General features: G+C 67.2%; 18 protein-coding genes and 1 pseudogene. 5 read left to right on the plus strand and 14 right to left on the minus strand.

What is annotated here, in order from left to right; all coding sequences use genetic code 11:
* Positions 1-50: 50 nt before the first annotated feature.
* From ACNQS7_RS27755 to ACNQS7_RS27815, 13 genes and pseudogenes are all read right to left on the minus strand, one after another.
* Entirely contained in the window at positions 51-440 is a 390-nt protein-coding gene (locus tag ACNQS7_RS27755) for a DUF4189 domain-containing protein (RefSeq protein ID WP_418015066.1), read from the minus strand.
* A 46-nt stretch (positions 441-486) separates the two neighbouring features.
* Entirely contained in the window at positions 487-1,215 is a 729-nt protein-coding gene (locus ACNQS7_RS27760) for an LppX_LprAFG lipoprotein (RefSeq protein WP_418015067.1), read from the minus strand.
* 144 nt (positions 1,216-1,359) lie between these two features.
* The gene (locus ACNQS7_RS27765; RefSeq protein ID WP_418015068.1) at positions 1,360-3,858 is read right to left on the minus strand and encodes an FHA domain-containing protein; all 2,499 of its coding nucleotides are present in this window, start codon (positions 3,856-3,858) and stop codon (positions 1,360-1,362) included.
* A gap of 47 nt (positions 3,859-3,905) precedes the next feature.
* Positions 3,906-5,702: a serine/threonine-protein kinase gene (locus ACNQS7_RS27770; protein WP_418016180.1), complete on the minus strand. Its 1,797-nt coding sequence runs from the start codon at positions 5,700-5,702 to the stop codon at positions 3,906-3,908.
* Positions 5,703-5,766: 64 nt separating this feature from the next.
* Positions 5,767-6,180, minus strand: coding sequence for a hypothetical protein (locus ACNQS7_RS27775; protein ID WP_418016266.1), 414 nt, complete (start codon positions 6,178-6,180; stop codon positions 5,767-5,769).
* Between the two features lie 30 nt (positions 6,181-6,210).
* Positions 6,211-7,625, minus strand: a pseudogene (locus ACNQS7_RS27780) (protein kinase domain-containing protein); the annotation flags it as partial.
* A 357-nt stretch (positions 7,626-7,982) separates the two neighbouring features.
* On the minus strand, positions 7,983-9,143 hold the full coding sequence (gene embR, locus ACNQS7_RS27785; RefSeq protein WP_418015069.1) for an ATPase/transcriptional regulator EmbR: 1,161 nt from the start codon (positions 9,141-9,143) through the stop codon (positions 7,983-7,985).
* Positions 9,144-9,402: 259 nt separating this feature from the next.
* Complete coding sequence (locus tag ACNQS7_RS27790; protein WP_418015070.1) at positions 9,403-10,125, minus strand: hypothetical protein; 723 nt, start codon at positions 10,123-10,125, stop codon at positions 9,403-9,405.
* Positions 10,126-10,311: 186 nt separating this feature from the next.
* Positions 10,312-11,022 carry a C39 family peptidase gene (locus ACNQS7_RS27795; protein ID WP_418015071.1) on the minus strand — a complete coding sequence of 237 codons (711 nt, stop codon included), beginning with the start codon at positions 11,020-11,022 and terminating at the stop codon, positions 10,312-10,314.
* Between the two features lie 117 nt (positions 11,023-11,139).
* Entirely contained in the window at positions 11,140-11,508 is a 369-nt protein-coding gene (locus tag ACNQS7_RS27800; protein ID WP_418015072.1) for a DUF4189 domain-containing protein, read from the minus strand.
* 27 nt (positions 11,509-11,535) lie between these two features.
* Entirely contained in the window at positions 11,536-12,282 is a 747-nt protein-coding gene (locus tag ACNQS7_RS27805) for an LppX_LprAFG lipoprotein (protein WP_418015073.1), read from the minus strand.
* A 107-nt stretch (positions 12,283-12,389) separates the two neighbouring features.
* A complete protein-coding gene (locus ACNQS7_RS27810) occupies positions 12,390-14,291 on the minus strand; it encodes an ABC transporter ATP-binding protein (protein ID WP_418015074.1) in 1,902 nt (633 codons plus the stop codon).
* Complete coding sequence (locus ACNQS7_RS27815) at positions 14,288-16,036, minus strand: ABC transporter ATP-binding protein (RefSeq protein WP_418015075.1); 1,749 nt, start codon at positions 16,034-16,036, stop codon at positions 14,288-14,290. The genes ACNQS7_RS27810 and ACNQS7_RS27815 overlap by 4 nt, the downstream gene beginning before the upstream one ends.
* Positions 16,037-16,250: 214 nt before the next feature.
* On the opposite strand from ACNQS7_RS27815, the gene ACNQS7_RS27820 reads away from it, so the two are divergent.
* Positions 16,251-16,781, plus strand: a complete 531-nt coding sequence (locus ACNQS7_RS27820) for a DUF3558 domain-containing protein (protein WP_055579078.1) — start codon at positions 16,251-16,253, stop codon at positions 16,779-16,781.
* Between the two features lie 8 nt (positions 16,782-16,789).
* Positions 16,790-17,323: a DUF3558 domain-containing protein gene (locus ACNQS7_RS27825; RefSeq protein ID WP_055579039.1), complete on the plus strand. Its 534-nt coding sequence runs from the start codon at positions 16,790-16,792 to the stop codon at positions 17,321-17,323.
* A gap of 4 nt (positions 17,324-17,327) precedes the next feature.
* Here ACNQS7_RS27825 and ACNQS7_RS27830 read toward each other — a convergent pair whose 3' ends face one another.
* Positions 17,328-17,813 (minus strand): SixA phosphatase family protein, encoded by a 486-nt coding sequence (locus ACNQS7_RS27830; protein ID WP_418016181.1) that lies wholly within the window; start codon positions 17,811-17,813, stop codon positions 17,328-17,330.
* 456 nt (positions 17,814-18,269) lie between these two features.
* Here ACNQS7_RS27830 and ACNQS7_RS27835 point away from each other — a divergent pair, with 456 nt between their 5' ends.
* The 3 genes from ACNQS7_RS27835 to ACNQS7_RS27845 are packed head-to-tail and all read left to right on the plus strand — an operon-like array spanning position 18,270 to position 23,684.
* Complete coding sequence (locus tag ACNQS7_RS27835; RefSeq protein ID WP_418015076.1) at positions 18,270-19,418, plus strand: metallophosphoesterase family protein; 1,149 nt, start codon at positions 18,270-18,272, stop codon at positions 19,416-19,418.
* The gene (locus ACNQS7_RS27840; protein WP_418015077.1) at positions 19,415-22,045 is read left to right on the plus strand and encodes an AAA family ATPase; all 2,631 of its coding nucleotides are present in this window, start codon (positions 19,415-19,417) and stop codon (positions 22,043-22,045) included. Before ACNQS7_RS27835 ends, ACNQS7_RS27840 begins: the two co-directional genes overlap by 4 nt.
* 58 nt (positions 22,046-22,103) lie before the next feature.
* Positions 22,104-23,684 carry a GMC family oxidoreductase gene (locus ACNQS7_RS27845; protein WP_418015078.1) on the plus strand — a complete coding sequence of 527 codons (1,581 nt, stop codon included), beginning with the start codon at positions 22,104-22,106 and terminating at the stop codon, positions 23,682-23,684.
* The last annotated feature ends 35 nt before the right edge of the window (positions 23,685-23,719 follow it).

The following is a 23,719-nucleotide window of genomic DNA, read 5'->3' on the forward strand; positions in this document are numbered from 1 at the left end:
CTGTAACCACGCCGCCCCGGTGAGCGCACGGGCGGGCGAGCGCATCGACTTTAGTTGCAGAGCCAGGTGCCAATCCATCCTGCGGTGCCCAGCCGCCGCATGGCGTCCTGCTCGGCGGCCAGCAGCGTCGAGCCGTACCCTCCGGCGTGGTCTCCGGCGTTGTTCTCGGCGACCGCACCGCATTCCGAGAACGACACCAGAACCTTGCAGTCGGACTTGCCGCACGCACCTATCGCGGCACTCTCCGCGGCGGCGCGCGACGGGGCGTCCTTGGTGCGGCCGAACAGTTGCCCCGACGCCGAGTAGGCGATGGCGCCGTACTGGCCGTCGGCGTGCCCGGCGGGAGCCAGCGCGACCAACGTCGCCGTCACCGCTGCGACGCTGGTCAGTGCGACCGCCGCGCCCCTTGCAAAGCGCGCCCGAAAAGCGGTCAATCCCATGGTGATTCCTTTCGGCGACTGAAGAAGATGGGGTTCCACGAAGGTGCTAAACCGGCTTGGTGGCGGTGACCTGCTTGCCCCACTCCGACATGGTCATCGACACCGTCCCGTTCTCAACCGGAGTGATCTCGATCTTGACCAGGTGGTAGGAGCCGTCCGAGGAGATCCAGACGGTGGTCGGCGTGGGCGGGGCGTTCTGGGGACTCAGGCGCGATCCGGCCAGGGTGGCGACGTCGTCGGTCGACGAAGTGCCGGTGATCTTCGTGGTGGCGATGCCGTTGACCTGTTCGCCGCCGGCCACCTTGGGGTTCTGCAGATTGGCCAGCAGGTGTGCCAGGCCCTTGTCGGGGTCGAGCAGCGTGGAGACCTCATAGATCGACGCGCCATTGCCGTAGTCGGTGAATTTGCCCGGCTCCGCAACGTCTGAGTAGAGGTGGCCGTCGACGAAGACGAATTTCGAGTCCACGGGACTCTTGCCGACGGTCAGCGTCGCGGTGCCGTTGGCCACGGTCTGGGGGGTGTTGGACACGTCGCCGTCGAGCTTGGTCACTTCGAGATTGGGCACCGTTCCCTGCACAGTCAGGCTGACATGCAACCCAGTGACCTTGCGCATCGCGTCGGCGGCCTGCTTGACGGTGCTCGCGGCATCCACGTTGGGCGCGTTCGAGCCGCTGCCGGAGGTGTTGTTCTTCGGGCTTCCGCAGCCGGTGAGCACGAGTGCGGTCACCATGACCGCTGCCGCGGCCCCGGCACCGGACCAGAGCTTCAGTTTCATAGACATCTCCTTCGTTGAGGCAACCGGCACGTTGCCACGGGGCAAACACATCTGGAGGACGCACCAAAGCCAGCGAATAGCGTAAACCTGGTGCTATTCGCTTGGCCAGACCTCCTTTTCGGACTGACAAGCAAACGGTCTGGGTTACTTTCGGGCCCTGCGGTGCCGATTGAGGCCGTGCAGTCGCGCCGCGAGCAGTGTCACCATCACCGCTCCCAGCGCCGCGCACATCCCTAGCGCGGTCAGCCAGTGCGCGCGGTCGTGCGTCCACATCGGGTCGGGGTCGGTGAGGCGGATGTAGTTCACCCCGAGCGAGGAGCCGGCCATGGCGTAGGCCCAGCGGGAGGGGGAGAGCCAGGCGAGTTGTTCCAGGGGGATGCGGTCGTTGACGGCGAACATGCCGCCGCAGAGCACGAGTTGGGCCATGACGACGACGACGAGCAGGGGCATGCCGCGGTCGGCGTTGCTGATCAGGGCGGAGATGAGCAGACCCAGGACCATCGACACCACGGTCACGGCGACGACGGCGGCCGCGATCTCGGCCGAACCGACGTGCCGGAGCATCTCGGTGCTGCCGGACCGCAGCAGCAGCGAGTCGTCGGGCGGTGGCAGGAAAGCGACCCCGAGAAATCCGAAGAGCAACCCTTGCAGGCCGGAAATCGCACCCAGCACAACGACTTTGGACGCGACGTAGGCGCCGCCGGACAGTCCGATGCCGTGTTCGCGGCGGTAGATGGCCTGTTCCTTGACGATCTCGCGGATAGAACCGGCGCACCCCATCAGGGCGCCGCCGATGATGAGCAGCACCAGCAACTGGGTGGGTTGTCTGGACTGCTGGGTTATCGCGTCGGCCAGGGAGAGGCCGGCGTCGCCGGGGACGGCGTAGGTGAACAGGCTCAGGAGTAGGGGCAGGGCGAGGAGGAACAGGGTGTATTGGCGGTCGGCGGCGATGACGGCGAGGTAGCGCCGGGACAGGATGGCGAATTGGGCCAGGGGGCTTTGTTGGGCTTTGGGTTTGGGTTTGGCGGTGGCCCCGGTGGCTCCGGTGGTGGCTCCCGTGGGGGTGGGGGTGGTGTCGGTGGGGGTGAAGGCGGCGTGCAGGGGGGAGTTGGTGTAGCGGGTGGTCCAGTCGGTGGTGGTGTCGTTTTCGAGCAGGATGAACAGGTCGGCGAAGTCGGTGCAGCCGAAGTAGGCCAGGGCTTGTTGGGGTGGGCCGAAGTAGGCCAGGCGGCCGCCGGGGGCCAGGACCAGCAGGCGGTCGCACATGTTGAGGTGGGCGATGTTGTGGGTGACCACGACTACCGAGCGGCCGTCGTCGGCCAGGGTGCGCAGGGTTTGCATGACCGATTTCTCGTAGCCGGGGTCTAGGCCGGAGGTGGGTTCGTCCAAAAACAGCAGGGAGGGTTTGGTCAGCAGTTCCAGGGCGACGCTGGTGCGTTTGCGTTGTCCGCCCGAGAGGGAGTCGATGCGTTGGTCGGCGTGGGTGGCCAGGCCGAGTTCGGTGAGGACTTCGTCGATGCGGTGTTGGCGTTCGGTGGCGGTGACGTCGTGGGGGAAGCGCAGGCGGGCGGCGTAGTTCAGGGCGCGGCGCACGGTCAGGGGGGTGTGCAGGATGTCGTCTTGGGGGACGAAGCCGATGCGGTGGCGTAGTTCGGGGTAGTTGTCGTAGAGGTCGCGGTCGTCGTAGCGCACGGTGCCGGTGGTGGCGGGGCGAAAGCCGGTCAGGGCGCCCAGCAGGGTGGATTTGCCGGCGCCGGAGGGGCCGACGACGGCCAGCAGGCTGCGTTGGGGCAGTACGAAGCTGACGTCGTCGAGTAGGACTTTGCCGCCAGGGGTTTCGACGTGCAGGTGGGCGGCTTGGTAGGAGATGTCGCCGGTGTCGACGTATTCGACGAGGCGCTCGCCGGACAGGTGCAGCAGTTGGTGGCCGATGCCCACGATGTCGGTGGGTTTGATCAGGGCGCGGGTGATGCGGGTGCCGTTGACGTAGGTGCCGTTGGCGGAGTGGTTGTCGATCAGTTCCCAGTCCGCGCCGCTGCGCCGCAGCAGGGCGTGGCGGCGTGAGACCAGCAGGTCGTGCAATACCACGGTGTTCTGCGGAGCCCGCCCGATACTGACCGTCGCCTGATCGATCGCATGCACCGCGGTCGGCGTCCGCAGCGAACCCGTCACCCCCGACGCCGTCTGCCACGGCGCCGTCTGCCCTGAAGCGCTGGACAGCGGCGGTAGCGGGATCTCGGTGGTCTTCGCCAGCGGCTCGGGCGGCGGCGGCGATGACGACGGCAACGGCGGGAACTGACCCACCATGGTCGTCGCCTCTCCGATCGATACCGGCTGTCCCGCATCGGGAGCCAGTTCGATCTCTTGGCCTGAGGTGACCGATCCGAGAACCACCGTCACCGGCTCATCGCCGATGACCACCTCTTCCACCCGAGCGCCCTGCACATACATGCCGTTGCTGCTGCGATTGGACAACACCCAGCCTGACTCGGTGGGCTCCAGCACCGCATGCACCCGCGAGATCCGCGGATTGTCCAACTGAATATCGCTCTCACCCGAACGCCCCACCGTCCACACCCGCCCCGGAACCACCAGCCAACTGCGCCCACCCCCGCGCACCACCAGCCCCACGATCTCACCCATCGCCTGCCTCCGTTACTCCCGCGGACCGTGATGCTACGACGACCGGTCTAAGAGTGCTTGGCCCACCATTTGTAGAGCTGATCGAGGCTGGGTACCTGCTGTTTCCCGCCGACGAGTGCGTAGACCAGCGTCTGCTCGTTGCTCCACATCACTTGTGGGTCGCTGCCCTTGTAAATGCCGCAGGCCATCTGGCCCAGAACGGTTTTCGGGTCCTGGGTGTGCCACCAGTTGCCGGGAGACGCCTTGCCGCCCGGACACTGCTGGATGGTGAAGGTGGTGGTGAAGCTGGTGAAGGCCTTCTTCAGTGATGCCACGTCGGGAAACAGTCCGTAGGCCGACAGTCTGGGACCGTTGGCATCGGTGTTCTGCCCGCACGACACCGAAACCAGGGCGCCCGGCATCGTTTTCGTATCCGTCGTGCAGCTGCCGGCTGGATACCCCGCGGGGAGCAGGCTCATCAACCGGGCCTGCGCCTCCGGCAGTGCACTCGACGACGGCGCCGTCGTGGTGCGGGTGGTGGTCGACGTCGTGGGCCGCGTCGTGGTGGTCCGCTGCCTGTTGGCCTGCGGTGTGTCGTCGTCTTTGTTGAGTGCCCAGATGCCGATGCCGCTCAGCATGAGGACGAGGATGACAGCGGCAACACCCGCCACGATCGCCCACGGGTTGCGACCGCGCGACTGCTCGGCCGGGCTGGTGGCAGGCCATGGCCCGGTGAACGCCGGGGCTGGACCCGGTGGGCCCGGTTGGCGGGGCGCGCCGGGCGAAGCGGCCGACGGATGTTGCGGCGCCGGCGGACGGGGCGGCGTCGGTGGACGTGGCGGTGCGGGCGGGCGGGCCGGCCCGGGCGGCCGGGGTGCAGCGGGCGGGCGGGACGAAGCGGCCGGCGGTCGCGCCGGTGCGGGCGGACTGGGATGAGAAAACCGTTGTGCCGCAGGTGGATTGCGCAGATGCTCAGGTATGGGGGACTCCCGGCTGCGCCGCACGATGTCGGTGGCGTGGTCCTGGTCGGGGTGGCTGAGCGCCTTGTGCGCGTCGCGCGCCAGATCACCGGCGCTGCCGTAGCGGTCCGCCGGTTTCTTGGCCATGCCGCGGGCGATGACGGAGTCCAGCGATCTCGGCACGTCGCGTCCCGCTGCGCTGGGACGTGGGATGGGGTTGATCATGTGGGCGCTGATCAGTACGCCGGCGTTCTCCGACGGGTACGGCGCGCTACCGGTCAAACACTCGAACAGCACGCAGGCCAGCGCATAGACATCGGCCAGGTGGGTGATCCCGTCGCTGGAAAACCGTTCGGGCGCCATGTATTTCCACGTACCTACCGCGGTGCCCAGTTGGGTGATCTTCTCGTCGGTGGTCGCGCTGGCGATGCCGAAGTCCACCAGATAGGCGAAGTCGTCACGGGTGACCAGGATGTTGGGCGGTTTGACGTCGCGGTGCATGACCCCGGCGGCGTGCGCGGCGTCCAGCGCGGAGGCGATCTGGGTGATGACGGCGACGGCGCGCGGAGGCGGCAATGGGCCGTAACGGGTGAGCAGGCCGTCGAGGTCGACGCCCTCGATGAGGCGCATCTCGAGGAACATCTGGCCGTCGATCTCGCCATAGTCGTGGATGGGCACCACATGCGGCTCTTTCAGCCGGCCGGCGATGCGGGCCTCGCGCTTCATCCGCTCGCGGAACACCGGGTCGCTGCTCACGGTTTCGGACATCAGCTTGACCGCGACGGTCCAGCCCTTGACCGAATGCTCGGCCTCGTAGACCTCGCCCATCCCGCCACGGCCCAGCAGCCGCTTGAGGTGATAGGGCCCGAACGTCGACCCGGCCCTCGAGCCCGGCTCCTCGCTCATTGCGACCATCCAGTGTCGTTGTGCCGCTTGAGCATTGAATTCTTATGCGCTGGCCGGCCGTCGGTCAGCCGTACTTGGCCCACCAGTTGTGCAGGTCGTCGATCGTGGCGGGATCGCCGAAGACGTCGCTGAGCATCAGCTTGCCCTCATTGCTCCAGATCACGTTGGGGTGATTCTTGTAGGTGCCGCACGCGATCATTCCGGCGGTGACCGTCGGGTCGCGGTCGTAATGCCAGCCGTCCGGCGACGGCCCCTCCCCGGGGCAGTTCGCAAGCTGCACCGCGGCGATGTCGTCGTTGAACGCCTGCTTGAGCGCATCGAGGTTGGGGAACAGCCCGTAGATCGCCCGGCTGGGGCCACCCTGGTTGGTGTTCTGCCCGCAGTCGACCATCGCGATGGTGCCGGTCCACACGCTGTTCGGCTTCGGTGTGGTCGGTGTGCACGTGCCGGTGGCGTAACCGGACGGCAGCATGGACATCAGCTTGCTCTGCGGGTCACCGCCCGGAGTGGTGGTGGCCGGCGAACTCTTGGTGGTTGTCGGCTTGCCGGAACTGGTGGTGGCCGAGGTGGTCGTGTCCGCCGTCGGGGTGTCGTCCCCCTTGCGCGTGGCCAGCCAGATGCCGACGCCGGCAAGGATGAGCACCACCACCAGAGCGGCGGCTCCGGCGATGATGGGCCACGGACTGCGTTTGCCGCCCGAAGGCGGACCACCTTGATTCCAGGTCGGTGGGCCTCCCGGCTGCTGTGGCCCGGACGGGCCTCCGCCCCAGCCGCCGCTCTGCCCGAAGTACTGCGGCGCCTGGGTGGGCGGTCCCTGTGCGGGAATCGGCCCACTGCCCGGCATCGGCCCACTGCCCGGCATCGGACCGCTCGCCGGAATGGGACCGCTTGCCGGAGACCACGAGGGCCCACTCGGGGGGACTGCCCCTGCAACGGCCCCGAGTTGACCATGTCGCCGTAGGCCGGCGGTGCTGAGTACTGTGGCGGCGGCTGCTGCCCACCTGTGGGCACCGACGGAGTCACCGCCGTGCCGGGCAGGGTCGATTCCCGGCTACGGCGCAGGATGTCCTCGGCGTGATCCTGGTCCGGGTCGCTCAGCGCGTCGTGCGCGGCCCGCGCGAAGTCGCCGGCGCTGGCGTAGCGGTCCTCGGGCTTCTTGGCCATGCCGCGGGCGATGACGGCGTCGAACCCTTTGGGGATGCCGGCCCGCGCGGCGCTGACCTGCGGCACCGGGTCCATCAGGTGCGCGGTCACCAGCGTGGTCGCGCTGTCGGCGCGGTACGGCGGGCTGCCGGTCAGGCATTCGTAGAGCACGCAGGCCAGCGCATAGATGTCGGCGCGGTAGGTGACCTCGTCGTTGGAAAACCGTTCCGGCGCCATGTATTTCCAGGTGCCCACCGCGGTGCCCAGCTGGGTGAGCTTTTCGTCGGTGGTGGCGCTGGCGATGCCGAAGTCGACCAGGTAGGCGAAGTCGTCGCGGGTGACCAGGATGTTGGGGGGTTTGACGTCGCGGTGCATGACCCCGGCGGCGTGCGCGGCATCCAGGGCCGAGGCGATCTGGGTGATGATGGCGACCGCGCGCGGTGGGGTCAGCGGGCCGAAGCGTTTGAGCACGCTGTCCAGATCGGTGCCCTCGATCATGCGCATCTCGAGGTACATCTGGCCGTCGATCTCGCCGTAGTCGTGGATGGGCACCACGTGGGGTTCCTGCAGCCGGCCGGCGATGCGGGCCTCGCGCTTCATACGCTCGCGGAACACCGGGTCCTTGCTGAACTCCGCAGTCATCAGCTTGACGGCGACCGTCCACTCCTTGACGGTGTGCTCGGCCTCGTAGACCTCGCCCATCCCGCCGCGGCCCAGCAACCGCTTGAGGTGGTAGGGCCCGAACATCGAGCCCACCCGCGAGTCTGATGGCTCGCTCATTGCCGATCCTCCTCAACCAAGCCGAATCCCGCCGACACTATCAACAGCCTTCAGGTATTGCATGGAGCGCAACCACCGGCTTAGCAACCATGACGGTAATCGGGACGATGGGCGCTTGCCAATAAGACTGCCAAGACCCTGGCCCGAAAAACCGCACATGTTGTCGTGACAGTGACGGTACCGTCCGGGTCCGACAGGCAACGAGGTGCCGGTGAACGCGAAAAGTCTTGTGGCGAACAGCCGCCCATTGCTGCGGCGGTAGCTGCTGCCGCCCGTCTGCGCGGTGGCTGGGCGCCGCCGACGGCATCGTCAAAACGATTGCGCCAGTGGCATATTCGGGTGCCGCCGGTCCCTGCGTCAGGCCTGGGTGTGCGCGGCGATCTGGAAGGTGAACTCGTGGTCGCAGATCCGGATGTGGTCGCCATCGTGGATGGTGGCCGCGGTGCGGATCCGCTGGTGGCGTACATGCACACCGTTGGATGACCGCAGGTCATTGATGATGTAGTTGGTCCCGGTGTCGACGATGACGGCGTGGTGGCGGCTGACGTTCGCGCTGTCCAGGACGATGTCGTTGTCGCTGAGCCGGCCGATCCGGGTCGCCGCCGAGCGCAGCGGGTAGTCGCGCCCGGTGGAGACATCACGCAGGTAGGCGGCCACCTTCTGGGTCGCGGCCATGGTGCGCTTGTCCAGCACGGTGACGGTTCCCACGGCGGTCACCTTGGCGTTCTGCTTCACGTCCAGCGTCTCTTGGCGCAGGATCTTCTCGTTGAGCGCCCGCAGCGTCGGGCCGGGATCGATGCCGAGGTCGTCCGCAAGGGTCGCTTTCACCCGGCGGTAGGCGTTGAGGGCGTCGGACTGGCGGTCGGTGAGGTAGTAAGCCGTGATCAGCTGCGCCCATAGCGGCTCCCGGTAGGGGTGCTCCACGGTCAGCGCCTCGAGTTCGGTGATCACCGCCGATGCGCGCCCGCACGCGATCTCGGCCTCCGCCTTCGCCGTGTGCGCGATGATCTTGTCCTCCACCAGGGCGGTGGCGAAGGAGTCGACGAACGGGAAATCGCGCAGGTCGTCGAGCACCGGCCCGCGCCATTCCTTGAGCGCCGCCGACAGATGCCGGCTGGCCTGTTCGAAGCTGCCCGATGCCGCGGCATGAACGCCCGCCGTCTTCTCGGCGATGAACCGTCCGAGGTCGCAGGTGTTTTCGGGGATGGTGAGCCGGTATCCGGGTGGCGCCGCGGCGAGCACCAGGCGAGGGTCGACCCCGGCGGCGCCGACCAGCTTGCGCAGGTTGGACACGTAGGAGTGGATGCTGGCGCGCGCCCCGGACGGCGGCCACTCGTCCCACAGGGCGGTGATCAGCGCGTCGACGCCGACGGGCCGGTTGCGGTTGATGACCAGCATCGCCAGCACAGCCCGCTGCTTGGGGGTGCCCAAGGGCACCAGGGTCCGGTCGATCGTCATCTCCAGCGGGCCGAGCACACCGAACTCGAGATGTGTGTCCATCATCGCGCTCCCAGCCATTCCGGGTCCTCCGCGGCCGCCAGTGTCCCCGAGTAGTGAGGTGCCGGTACGGCGACCTTCCTCATTATTGTGTCTTGATCGCTCTCAGTGTTGTTACTGCGGGTCCCATCTGGCGTGTCATTCTGATGCATCCCGGTGTCGAGGCGGCGGGTTCACGCCAACCCGGAGCCGGGCGCCCCGTCCCGCGAGACGCCGGCGCTCGTGCCGCTCTGGGTCGAATTGTCCTGTGGTGGTTGCGAACTCGAATCCAAGGCGACCGTCATTTGACGGTGGCCACGGTGTACAGCAGGAAATGATGGCTGGTCGCCCATGCCTTGGCGAACAATTCCAGCGGGATCTGCTCGTCTCGGCCGTTCTCGTTGCCGCTGTCGTTGAGGTGCACGATGCCGTTGCGGGTATCCACCCCGGTCACCACCACCGCATGATCGGACACCGGGTTGCCTTCGTCGTCCTTGCTCTCAATCGGTTCACCCCAGATCATTTCGGCGTTGAGGCTCACCATGACGGCGTGACGGCTGCCCAGGTAATGCTTGAGGGCGTCCATGCCCGTGGCGATCCCGTTCCTGGTGGCCTCGTCGTCATCGGTCGTCTTCGAGCCGACGCCGTAGTGTGCAAGCAGCGTCGGGATGTCCAGACGGCTCGTGCCGTTGCCGGAATTCGGGTGCGTCGGGTCGTTGGGCTTGATGTAGATCGAACCGGGGTGCCTGGTGCTGGGCGTCGTCCGGGCCACCTCGATGATGGCGCGCTCCGACGGTTCGCTACCGGTCATCTGGCCGACGATGTCCGCGCCGGCCATGATGGCGCAGTCGTCATACGTCTGCAGGCGCCACCACTTGGCGGTGGCCGTGGGATCGCCGTACGTAACGCCGCCCGCCGACGCTTCGGCGGGGGCGGCCAGCCCCAGCACCAGGGATCCGGCGGCTGTACCGGTCAGGAGCGCCAGCAGGGCCGTCCTGGCGATGGCAGCGATCTTGTTGCTCATGAGGGTCCTTCTCTCGTCCCGCGGTGGCGGTGTTGCAAGAAGGTTCCGTCGTGGACCTATCGGTTATCTCCACGAATCCTTGGAAGTGGTCAGCCAGGCTGAAATGTCTTGACATGCATGGCGACAAACCAAAGGCGGGCAGCCGGCCCGAGTGGGTGGCTGCCCGCCTTGATCAATCCTGCTTGGTCACTTACGCGTCTCCTGGGTGACGCTCATGAAGTTGTGGCTGGTGGCCCAGGCCTTGACGAAGACGGCCATCGGAATCTGCTCGTCTTTGCCGTTCTTGTTGCCACTGTCGTTGAGGTGCACGACGCCCTTGCCGGTGTCGACTCCGGTCACCACCACGGCGTGGTCGGCGCGGGGCTGGCCGTCCTTGCCTTTGTTCTCGATCGGCTGGTTCCAGATCATCTCGGCGTTGAGCCCGACGATGACGGCGTGACCGCTGCCGAGGTACTGCTCGAGGGCCTCCATGCCGGTGGCGACACCGGTCTTGCCGGCCGTGTCCGCGTCGGTGTTGGTCGCGTGGATTCCGTAGTGCGCCAACAGGGTCGGCAGGTCGTCCGGGTCGGTGCCCATGCCGGAGTTGGGGTCGTTCTTGTCGGCGGGCTTGACGTAGATCGAGCCCGGGTGCGTTGCGCTCGGGGTGGACTGGGCGACCTTGATGATGGCCCGCTCCGAGGGCAGCTTGCCGGTGATCTGGCCGACCACATCGGCGCTGGACATGATGGCGCAGTCGTCGTAGTTCTGGTGAACCCAGTACTTGGCGACGGCGGTCGGGTCGCCGTACATGGTGCCCGTGCCAGCCTCGGCCGGGCCGGCCAACCCCAGCGCCATGACGCCGGCGGCGGTGGCCAGCAGGGCGGTCTTCGCGATCGAGGAGACCTTCAGGCTCTTCATGCTCGTGTCCTTTTCTCGTACGGTGCTCACTCCGCTCGGTGCGGATGGCGTGTTGAGAAAAGGTTCGGATGGTGGCCTTTTTGTTATCTCTACGAATTCTTGGAGTGACCTGACGCCTCAGTTGCAGGCCCAGGTGTCGATGTAACCGCCGGGCAGCTTGCCCAACGCGTCTTTCATCGCGGCCGGCAGGTCTGGTCCGGTGCCGCCCTGGTATTGATGGTCCTTGGCCGCGACCGCCCCGCACGCGGTGAAGGTGGTCAACACCTTGCAGTCCGGGTAGGCGCAGGACTTCACCGCGGTCGCCTCGGCGGCCGCTTTGGTGGGATAGGCATGCGATCGTCCCCACGACCCGTTGGCGGAGTACGCGATCGCGCCGTAGGAGTCAGCCGCCGCGGCGGTGGGGGCCGGCGCAACGGCAAAGGTCGCGGCGATGGCCACGCTGGCGGCGGCGATGACTATCCGCCGTCGACGGGTGGGCGTCGTCATGTGGTGAGTCCTTTCCGAGAGCCGGCGCTAGACGGGTTTGGTCGCGGTGACCTGTTTGCCCCAGTCGGACATGGTCAACGTCACCGAAGTGCTTGCGGTGGGCGAGATCTGGATCTGGACCAGGTGCGAGGAGCCGTCCGACGCCGTCCAGACGGTGGTCGGCACCGTCGAGACGCTCTCTTCGGTGACCCGCGTGCCGGCCAGCGTCGCGACATCGTTGGCCGACGAATTGCCGGTGATCTTGGTGGTCGCGACGCCGTTCACCTGTTGACTGCCGGCCACCGCGCCGTTCTTGAGATTGGCCAGCAGATTGGCCAGGCCCTTGTCGGGATCCAGCAGCACCGAGACGTTGTAGATGGAAGCGCCGTTGCCGAAGTCGGTGTAGGTCCCCGGCTGGCCCAGATCCGAGTAGAGATGACCGTCGACGAACACGAACTGGGCCTCTTCGCTGTTACTGCCTACCAGCACCGTGGCGACGCCCGTGGCGACCGTCTGCGGCGTGTTGGAGACGTCGCCGTCGAGCTTGGTCACGCGGATATTGGGCACCTCACCGTCGACGGCGACGGCGAGATGCATACCGGTGGTTTTGCGCATCACGTCGGCGGCCTGCTTGAGCAGGGTCGCGGCCTCGCCACTGGTGGCATTGGCCGTGCTTCCCGGGCTCTTGTTGCCGTTGGCAGCCTTGCTTCCGCACCCGCCGATGGTGAGGACGACGGCCAACGCGACCGCCACCGCGGCGAACAGTTGCCGGTTGACACGAGGCGGAAGCTTCATCGACATCTCCTACTGTTTGGCCCGACAGCCGACCACCGAGCTTAGTGACGCCCCGGCGGTACCGTGCCGAACCCGCTGATCATTTGAGAACGCTGTGTGCGGCCCGCTCAGGCCCGGGTCATGTCGTAATAGGCACCGCGACGGGCCAGCAGTTCGGTGTGACTGCCTTGCTCGACGATCCGGCCCGCCTGCACGACCACGATGCGGTCGGCGTCACGAATCGTCGAAAGCCGATGGGCGATAATGAAACTCGTCCGATCACGACGGAGTTCACGAGTGGCCCGGGCGATCAGCAGTTCGGTTCGGGTGTCGACCGAGCTGGTGGCTTCGTCCAAGATCAGCAGCTGCGGGCGGGCCAGGAAGGCCCGGGCGATGGTGATGAGCTGCTTCTCGCCGACGCTGATGTTGCCGCCGCCCCCGCTGATCGGGGTCTGGTAGCCGGCGGGCAGGGTGTGGACGAAACGGTCGACATAGGCCGCCTGCGCCGCTGCCACGATCTCGGCCGGACCGGCATCGGGACGGCCGTAGGCGATGTTCTCCTCGATCGTCCCGTCGAACAGCCAGGTGTCCTGCAGCACCATGCCGATGCGCGACCGCAGCGCGTGGCGGTTCAGGCTCGCGATATCGACGTCGTCGATCAGGATCCGGCCCGAATCGACGTCGTAGAAACGCATCAGCAGGTTCACCAACGTCGTCTTGCCCGCTCCGGTCGGCCCGACGATCGCCACCGTGCTGCCCGGTTCGGCCACCAGCGACAGGTCATGGATCACCGGATGGCCGGGCCGGTAGCCGAAACTGACGTGGTCGAACTCGACCCGTCCAGGTCCCGGCGAAACCGGCGCGGGCGCATGATCCGGCGGTTCCTCCGGCTCGTCGAGCAGATCGAACACCCGCTCGGCGCTGGCCACCCCGGACTGCAGGGTGTTGTACATCCCGGCCACCTGCCCCACCGGGGTGTTGAACTGCCGCACGTACTGAATGAATGCCTGGATGCTGCCGAGGGTGATCTGTCCCGCGGCGATCTGCAGGCCGCCGACCACGGCGACCGCCACGTATCCGAGGTTGCCGATGAAACCCGTTGCCGGGCCGACCAATCCGGAAAAGAACTGGGCGCCGAAGCTGGCCCGGTAGACGTCGTCGTTGAGCTGGTGAAACTGCGCGCGGGCGGCGGCCTGGTGGCCGAATGTCTTGACCACGGTGAAGCCGCTGTAGGTCTCTTCGATGTGGGCGTTGAGGCGTCCGGTGCTGGTCCAGTGCGCCATGAACAACTGCTTGGAACGGCGGGTGATCGCGCGGGTGGCCAACAGGGACAACGGCACGGTCAGCACGGTGATCAACGCCAGCAGCGGCGAGATCCACACCATCATGACGAGCACCCCGAGCACGGTGAGAACCGACGTCACCAGCTGGCTGATCGTCATCGACAGGGAGGTCTGCATGTTGTCGATGTCGTTGGTGACCCGGCTGAGCAGTTCCCCGCGTTGTTGCCGATCGAAGTAGGACAACGGCAGCCGGTGCAGCTTGTCCTCCACGTCGGCGCGCAACCTGGTGATGGTCCGCTGCACGGTGATGTTGAGCAGCCTCGCCTGACCCCAAAGCATCGCCGCGGCAATCAAATACAGAATCAGCGCCAGCGTCAGGGTGCGCGCCACCGCGGCGAAGTCCACTCCCTGGCCCGGTACCACGTTCATGCCGGACAACAGGTCCGCGAAGGCGTTGTCGCCTCGGGCGCGGGCCGCGGCGACGGCCTGGGCCTTCGTGATTCCCGAGGGCAGCCGCCGGCCGACCACGCCGTTGAACAGCAGATCGGTCGCGTGCCCGAGTATTCGGGGCACGGCCACGCCGATGCAGGTGCCGACGATTCCCAGCGACATGACGCCGACGCTCAACCGGCGATGCGGCGTCAGTCGTCCCAGCAGCCGACGCGCCGATCCCCAGAAGTCCCGCGAGCGCATATTCGGTGGCGCCGGGGCCGCGCCGCGGGGGCGGGCGCTCATCGGCGCGCTCATTGCGTGCCCCCGACCCCGGCGCCCACCGACTGCGAGGCCGCGAACTCCGCATACGTCTGGCACTCGGCCAGCAATGTTTCGTGGCTGCCGGCGCCGACGACTCTGCCCTTGTCGACGACGATAACCTCGTCGGCCTGGGCAGCGGTCGAGATCCGTTGTGTGACAATGATGATTGTTGTCGCGTCGGCCTCCTCGCGCAGGGACCTACGCACCTGGGCGTCGGTGTGGACATCGAGTGCCGAGAACGCGTCGTCGAACAGATAGATGGCCGGGCGGCGGATCACCGCCCGCGCGATCGCCAACCGCTGGCGCTGGCCGCCGGAGAAGTTGACGCCGCCCTGGGCGACGCGCATCTGCAGCCCGTGCGGTCGGACGAATTCGGCTGCGGCGGCGATCCGTAATGCTTCCCACATCTGCTCGTCGGTGACGGGCTGTCCGGGCACCGCCCCGTACCGCAGGTTGTCGGCGACGGTGCCGGTGAACAAGTAGCCCCGCTGCGGTACCAGTCCGATCGCCGACCACAGCCGCTCGGTGTCGTAGTCGCGGACGTCGATGCCGTCGATGGTGACACGCCCGGCCGTGGCGTCGTAGAGGCGGCAGATCAGCGACACCAGCGTCGATTTGCCCGATCCCGTGCTGCCGACGATCGCGGTGCTGGTGCCGGGCCGAGCGGTCAACGAGATGTCGTGCAGTACAGGGTAATCCGCGCCGGGATAGGTGAAGGTCACGCTGTCCAGCTGCACCAGCCCACGGATGGGATGCGGTGGAAACTGCGGCTGCTGCGGGCTTTCGATCGCCGGCGAGGTGGACAGCACTTCGGTGATGCGTTCGGCGCACACCGATGCCCGCGGCAGGACGACCAGTGTCATCGTCGCCATCAGAACGGCCATCAGAATCTGGGCGAAGTAGGCCAGGAACGCGATCAGCGATCCGACTTGCATCTGGCCCGCGTCGATGCGCAGACCGCCGAACCAGATCAGCGCGACGCTGGACAGATTGATGGTCAGGGTGGTCACCGGCAGCATCAACGCCTGCCAGTTGCCGGCGCCCAGGGCGGCATTCGACAGCGCCATGTTGGCACCGGCGAACCTGTCGCGTTCGAAACCTTCGCGGGTGAACGCCCGCACCACCCGCACGCCGGAGAGTTGGTCGCGCAGCACCCTGTTGATGCCGTCGATCAGCCGTTGCATGCTGCGGAACAGGGGCAGCATGTGCGAAATGATCCAGTAGTTGGCGACCGCCATGACGGGAACGCTGACCAGCAGCAGCCAGGTCAGCGCCGCCTCCTGGTGGATGGCCATGACGACGCCACCGATACACATGATCGGCGCGGTCACCAGCACGGTGGCGCTCGTCTGCACCAGGAAGACGATCTGGCGGACGTCGTTGGTGCTGCGGGTCAACAGCGTTGGCGCGCCGAAGCGTGCCGTCTCGTGTTCGGAGAAGCGCAGCACGTGGTCGAACATCGCCGCTCGCAGGTCTCGGCCGAAGCCGGTTCCGGTACGGGAGCCGAAGTACGTAGCGCCCACCGCGCACGCCCCCTGCACGCCGGTGACCACCAGCATCACCAGCCCCAGCCGGACGATGGTGGCGGTATCGCCTCTGGAGACGCCGTCGTCGATGATCGCGGCGTTGACGGTGGGAAGGTACAGCGACGCCAGGGTGCTGATGGACTGCAGCAGCATCAACACCGTCACGAATGCGCGATACGGCAGGATGTACTGGCGCAGCAGTGCCAGGAGCATGGGGTAACTGTGTCACACCCGGTGCGTGCCGGTGCTGCGCATCAACGGACCTGGCCCGGGCCTGCGTGTTGTGCCGAAATGCCTGATCAGGTGGCGTGTCGGTGGTTGACGCGCGGGGCTGCGGCTACAGTGCATCGTGTGGAGCGGCAGCGGCCCGAGAAATCGGTGGGTAACGGGGTAGGTCCCAGTGCGGCGTAAGTGGGCGGCGCGAGTCGTGGCTGTTGGTGCTTTCGTGGCTGTGCTCTGCGGGGTCACGGGTTGCTCCAATTCCGGCGACAACAAGCCAGGTGGACCGGTTCCGTCGAGCTCGGGGAACGCGGAGGGAAAGCATGGCCCCTTCTTCCCGCAGTGCGGCGGCGTTACCGATGAAACGGTGACGCAGCTGACCAAGATCTCCGGTCTGGTGAACACCGCCAAGAACTCCGTGGGCTGCCAGTGGCTGGCCGGCGGCGGGATTTCGGGACCGCACTTCTCCTTCTCCTGGTACCGCGGCAGCCCGATCGGGCGGGAGCGCAAGACCGAGGAACTGTCCCGGGCCAGCGTCGAGGACATCAACATCAACGGTCACGGCGGCTTCATCGCCGTCGGCAACGAGCCCGCACTGGGAGATTCGCTGTGCGAGGTCGGGATCCAGTTCTCCGACGACTTCATCGAATGGTCGGTGAGCTTCAGCCAGAAGCCCTTCCCGCCTGCCTGCGACATCGCGAAAGAATTGGCCCGCCAGTCGATAGCGAATTCGAAATGAGCCGGCGGATGCGTGCCTTCCTGACAGTGCTGATCGCGGTGCTGATGGTGCTGACCGGGTGTTCCAAGTCGGTGGACGGCAAGGCCATCAAGGCCGGCGGAGGCGGTGTGCCGCGCAACGACAACTCCGAGCGGCAATATCCGAACCTGCTCAAAGAGTGCGAGGTCCTGACCACCGACATTCTGGCCAAGACCGTCGGCGCCGATCCGCTGGACATCCAGAGCACGTTCGTCGGTGCCATCTGCCGTTGGCAGGCGGCCAATCCGGCCGGGCTCATCGACATCACCCGGTTCTGGTTCGAGCAGGGGAGCCTGAGCAACGAGCGCAAGGTCGCCGAGGGGCTGAAGTACCAGATCGAGACCCGTTCGATCCAGGGCATCGACTCGATTGTGATGCGGCCCAACGATCCCAACGGCGCGTGCGGTGTGGCCAGCGACGCGGCGGGTGTGGTCGGCTGGTGGATCAATCCGCAGGCGCCCGGCATCGATGCGTGCGGGCAGGCCCTGAAGTTGATGGAGTTGACGCTGGCGACCAACGCCTGACGGGTCAGCCTGGCTGGCGCGGCACGTGGAAGTCGGTGAGCGCGGCGACGCCGGGTTCGACCGCGGTCCACCGGCCGGGGACGCGTAGCACAGCGAGCGCAGAAGTCGGGTATTTCTCCGAAATGCTCTCCGCCGCAGCGATGTTGCTGGTGCCGGCATCCGCGAGGATGAGCGCCACCGAGGACGTCGTCGGCTCGTGTCCGACTATCAGCAGGGTGGCTACGTCGTCATCGACCCTGTTGATCTCGTCGATCACGGTGCCCGGGGTGGCGCCGTAGAGTCGCCCCAGATAGCGCACAGGCGCTTCGATACCCGTGCAGGCCAGGGTTTCTCGGGTGCGGGTGGCCGTCGAGCACAGCACCGCGTCGATGGCCGGCAGATTGGCGCGCAGCCAGTCGCCGGCCAGTCTGGCCTCGCGTTGACCCCGGGGGGCCAACGGGCGCTCATGGTCGGCCACACCGTCGGGGTATGCCGACTTCCCGTGTCGCATCAGGATCAGGGTGCGTGGTTCTGCCACGGGCTCACGTTATCCACCGCTGAGGTTGCGGCGTGTGGCGAGGGTCCGCAAATTGCCGGGTTTTCCCGCGCGTCGTCGGCAACATGCGGGCGCTCGGCGGGTTCTGGGGGGTGCGGCGTGTGGCGAGGGTCCGCAAATTGCCGGCTCGGCCGGCGTGTCGTGGGCAACATGCGGGCGCTCGGCGGGTTCTGGGTGTCGGGGGCGGCGTGTGGCGAGGGTCCGCAAATTGCCGGCTCGGCCGGCGTGTCGTGGGCAACATGCGGGCGCTCGGCGGATCCGGCGACCTCCCGAATGAAACCAGAGTGACGCAAGAGGTTGCGCCCCCTCTCCACCGCCAGACCCTCCGGCCGACGTCCCAGGGCTTGTCGGCCCCTCGCCATACACTCCCGGTGCAACGCCGATCACGCTTCCGGAAAGGGGGTTGCAGACATGAAGTTCCTGCACACAGCTGACTGGCAACTGGGCATGACCCGGCACTTCCTCGCCGGCGACGCCCAGCCCCGTTATTCGGCAGCCCGCCGCGACGCGGTGGCCGCCCTCGGGGCCCTGGCCGCCGAAGTCGGCGCGGAGTTCGTCGTCGTGTCCGGCGATGTCTTCGAACACAACCAGCTGGCCCCGCAGGTGATCGGGCAGTCCCTGGAAGCCATGCGCGCCATCGGTATTCCTGTCTACCTGCTGCCGGGCAACCACGACCCGCTGGACGCGTCGTCGGTCTACACCGGCGCTCTGTTCACCTCGGAATGCCCGGAGAACGTGGTCGTGCTGGACCGCGCCGGCGTCCACGAGATACGGCCCGGCGTGCAGATCGTCGCGGCGCCATGGCGGTCCAAGGCGCCCACCACCGACCTGGTCGCCGAAGTTCTCGACGGGCTGCCGGCCGACGGCAGCACCCGGGTCCTCGTCGCCCACGGCGGCGTCGACGTGCTCGACCCCGACCGCGACAAGCCCTCACTCATCCGGCTCGACAACGTCGAGAAGGCATTGTCGGACAACGTGATTCACTATGTCGCGCTGGGTGACAAGCATTCCCTGACGCAGGTGGGCGACAGTGGCCGGGTCTGGTATTCCGGGTCGCCGGAGGTCACCAATTACGACGACGTGGAGGCCGACCCCGGCCATGTGCTGATCGTCGACATCGACGAGACCGATCCACAACGCCCGGTCACCGTCGAGGCCCGCCACATCGGTCGGTGGCGCTTCGTGACGTTGCACAATCAGGTCGATACCAGTCGGTGCATCGCCGACCTGGACATGAACCTGGACCTGATGCCCGATAAGGACCGCACCGTCGTTCGCCTGGCTCTGACCGGGTCGCTGACGGTCACCGACCGCGCGGCGCTCGACGCGTGTCTGGACAGGTACGCCCGGTTGTTCGCCTGGCTGGGCCTGTGGGAGCGGCACACCGATCTGGCCGTCATTCCCGCCGACGGTGAGTTCGACGACCTCGGCATCGGCGGATTCGCGGCCTCGGCGGTCGAGGAGCTGGTCGCGACGGCCCGAGCAGGGGCTGACGACGCCGTGGACGCCCAAGCGGCATTGGCTCTCTTGCTGCGTCTGGCGGACCGGGGTGCGGCATGAAGCTGCACCGCCTGGTCCTGACGAACTACCGCGGCATCGCGCACCGGGAGATCGAGTTCCCCGACCACGGTGTAGTGGTGGTCTACGGTGCCAACGAGGTCGGTAAGTCGTCGATGATCGAGGCACTGGATCTGCTGCTCGAGTCCAAGGATCGCTCGGCGAAAAAGGATGTCAAGCAGGTCAAGCCGGCCAACGCCGACGTCGGATCCGAGATCACCGCCGAAATCAGCAGTGGTGCTTACCGTTTCGTGTATCGCAAACGGTTCCACAAGAAGTGCGAGACAGAGTTGACGGTGCTGGCGCCGCGCCGTGAACAACTCACCGGCGACGAGGCCCACGAGCGGGTCCGCGCCATGCTCGCCGAGACCGTCGACACCGAACTGTGGCGCGCGCAGCGGGTGTTGCAGGCCGCGTCGACCGTTGCGGTGGATCTGTCGGGCTGTGATGCGTTGTCGCGTGCGCTCGACGTCGCCGCCTCGCAATCCGTCGGCGACGCCGCGCTGTCGGGTACCGAGCCGCTGCTCATCGAGCGGATCGACGCCGAATACGCGCGCTATTTCACCGGAACCGGCCGCCCCACCGGGGAGTGGGCAGCGGCGCGCTCCCGCCTGGCGGACGCCGAGGCCGCGGTGGCCGAGTGCTCGAAAGCGATGGCAGAGGTCGACGATCGGGTGCGTCGTCACGCCGAGCTGACGTGTCTGTCGGCAGAGCTGGCGCAGCACGCCGAAACCGCCGGGCCGCGGCTGGCCGCGGCTCAGGCCGCCGCGGACCGGGTCAAGGCGCTCACCGACGAGGTGCGCGAAGCCGGGCTGATCGCTACGGCTGCGGCCGCAACCAGCACCGCGTCGACCGCCGCGCACACCGGACGTCTGGCATTGATCGCTGAAATCGATTCTCGCGCAGCCGCAATCGCCGCACTGGTCGCGCAAGCCGAAGAGGCCGTCGGACTGCAGGCAGCCGCGACGCGGGAAGCCGCAGCCTGCGATGCTGCCGCGCGGGAGGCGGTCGCGATTCTGGCCGCCGCGCAAGAGCGCACCGAAGCGGCACGCCGCGCCCTAGACCGGATCGCTGAGCGTGAGGAAGCCGACCGGTTGCGTGCCCGGCTGACAAAGATCGACGGAATCGAACGCGACCTCGGTCCGATCTGTCAGGAACTCGCTGGGATCGTGCTGACCGATGAGATGCTGCACCGCATCGAAAAAGCCGCCGCATCCGCCGATCGGGCCGGCGACCAGCTCGAGATGGTCTCGGCAGTAGTGGAATTCACCGCTGGCGCCGACATCGAGCTTGCTGTCGGGGAGCAGCGAGTATCGCTGGCGGCCGGGCATAGCTGGTCGATCACCGCCACCGGTCCCACCGAGGTCGAAGTCGCCGGTGTGCTGACGACGCGGGTCACCCCGGGCGCCACGGCACTCGATGTTCAAGCCAGATATGTTGCTGCACAACAGGAACTGAACGCCGCGCTGGAGGCGGGCGCGGTGGCCGACCTGGCGGCGGCGCGCTCGGTTCACGAGCGGCGTCGTGAACTGCGCAGCAGCCGTGACCGGCTCACCGCAACGCTGACCGGATTATGTGGCGACGAGAACGCGGACCAGTTGCGGTCCAGGCTGGCGCAGTTGCAGGCCGATCAACCCGCGGAGCCTGATCTTTTCGCCACCGATACTGCCAGCGCTCGCACCGAACGCGAGGCCGCCGAGGCGGATCGTGCGGCAGCGCAGGCCGAGTGTGAGAACCGGCGCCAGCTCGCGGCAGCCGCCGCCCGGCGTCTAGCCGAGACCACCACCCGGGCAGCGGTATTGGGCAACGAGGCCGTTACTCAACGTGCCGAACTCGACGCGGCGGTGACCCGGTTGGCAGGGGAGCGGGCATCGTTGAGTGACGAGGCTCTGGCGGCCAAGGCCGAGGCGGAGCGGCAGCTGGCGCACACCGCCGAGCTGCGCGTGGCCGAGCTGGAGCAAACCCTTGCCGCCGCGCAGCCCGAAATGATCACCGCCGAACTCACCGAGGCTCAGGAAGTCGCCGAGGCGCTGGGTCGGCGCCGCGACGCCGCCGACGCCACGTTGAACGAGATCTGCATCGAGCTCGCGGTATTGCGCAGCGAGGGCCGGAAAGGGCGGCTCGACGCCGCCGAGACAGAGCTCGAGCACGCGACCAGCCAGCACACCCGGGTGGGCGATCGGGCCAGGGCCGCGCAGTTGCTGCGGTCGGTGATGTGCCGGCACCGCGACGACACCCGCAAGCGGTACGTCGAGCCCTTCCGGGCCGAGCTGCAGCGGCTCGGCCGTCCAGTGTTCGGGCCGAGCTTCGAGATCGACGTCGACAGTGACCTGCGAATCCTGAACCGCACCCTGGGTGGCGTGACCGTGCCCTACGAGTCGCTGTCCGGCGGGGCCAAAGAGCAGCTCGGCATTCTGGCGAGACTGGCGGGCGCGGCGCTGGTCGCCAAGGAGGACACCGTTCCCGTTGTCGTCGACGACGCGCTGGGATTCACCGACCCGTACCGGCTCGCCAAAATGGGCGAGGTGTTCGACAGCGTGGGCGCGCATGGACAGGTGATCGTGCTGACGTGCAGTCCCACCAGATACGACGGTGTCACGGGTGCGCATCGCATCGATCTGAACGCATAGTGCTCGCGTTGCGGCGGGCATACACTCGCCGAATGGTGGTCCAAAACAGGGATGGACGATGGACATTCAGCGCGACTATGTAGTGATCGGAACCGGCTCCGCCGGTGCCGTCGTGATCAATCGGCTCACCGCCGATCCGGGAACCGAGGTGGTGGCGCTCGAGGCCGGCCCAGGCGACACCAACCGGTTCATCGGAATCCCCGCAGCCTTCTCCAAACTCTTCCGCACCGAGGTCGACTGGGATTACCTCACCGAGCCCCAGCCCGAACTCGACAACCGCCAAATCTACTGGCCCCGAGGAAAAGTCCTCGGCGGCTGCTCTTCGATGAACGCGATGATGTGGGTTCGCGGTTTCGGCGCGGACTACGACGAATGGGCCAAGCGGGCCGACGAGCACTGGTCCGGCTCAGCCGCGCTGGAATACTACCGGCGCATCGAGGACGTCACCGCCGCCTGGCACTTCGTCAGCGGTGACGACAGCGGGGTCACCGGGCCGTTGCACATTTCCCGGCAACGCAGTCCGCGACCGTTGACCGCCGCCTGGCTGGCCGCCACGCGTGAATGTGGATACCCGGTCGCCCGTCCGAATTCGACAGCGCCCGAAGGCTTTTGCGAAACCGTGGTCACGCAGCGTCGCGGCGCCCGGTTCAGCACCGCCGACGCCTACCTCAAGCCGGCCATGAGCCGAAAGAACCTCACCCTGCTCACCGACGCCACGGCCACCCGAATTCTCTTCGAGGGCAACAGGGCGGTCGGCGTGGAATACCAACGCGCCGGCCACAGTCACGTCGTGCACGCCCGTCGCGAAGTGGTGCTCTGTGGCGGCGCAGTCAACAGCCCGCAGCTACTCATGCTCTCCGGCATCGGCGACCGCGACCACCTGGCCGAACACGGCATCGAGAGCGTGGTTCACGCACCCGAAGTGGGCCAGAACCTGATCGACCACCTGGTGACGCCGGTAGGTTTCGACGTCGACGACGGCAGCCTGTTCGCCGCCGAGAAGCCGAAGCAGTTGATCAGCTACCTGCTGCGCCGGCGCGGCATGCTCACCTCCAACGTCGGAGAGGCGTACGGATTCGTGCGCAGCGACCCCGACCTCGAGCTGCCCGACCTGGAACTGATCTTCGCGCCGGCACCCTTCTACGACGAGGCGCTGCAACCGGCGGCCGGGCACGGCGTCGTCTTCGGGCCGATCCTGGTCGCACCTGAGAGCCGCGGACAGATCACGCTGCGCTCCTCCGACCCATACGACAAACCCGTCATCGACCCGCGCTACCTGTCCGATCCCCGAGATCGCGAGGCCATGATGGTGGGTCTGCGGATCTGCGCGGAACTCGCCCAGGCGCCGTCGCTGCGCGACGTCCTCGGCCCGGTTGTGCGGCCACGCAACTGCGCCGGACTCGATGACGTCACCCTCGAAAAGGCGCTCAATATGTGCTCGCACACCCTGTATCACCCGATGGGCACCTGTCGGATGGGCAGCGACGAGGACAGCGTGGTGGACCCGCACCTCAAGGTGCGCGGCGTCGAGCACCTGCGGGTCGCCGACGCCTCGGTGATGCCCAGCACTATTCGCGGGCACACCCACGCGCCGTCGGTGCTGATCGGGGAGCGGGCCGCGGATCTGATCCGCAGCTAACCCACAGCCAACCGACGTGCCGGGCACCGTCGATC

Origin of the sequence: Mycobacterium sp. 23 (genome assembly GCF_048287075.1) — a bacterium.
In the GTDB taxonomy this organism is placed as follows: domain Bacteria; phylum Actinomycetota; class Actinomycetes; order Mycobacteriales; family Mycobacteriaceae; genus Mycobacterium; species Mycobacterium gordonae_B.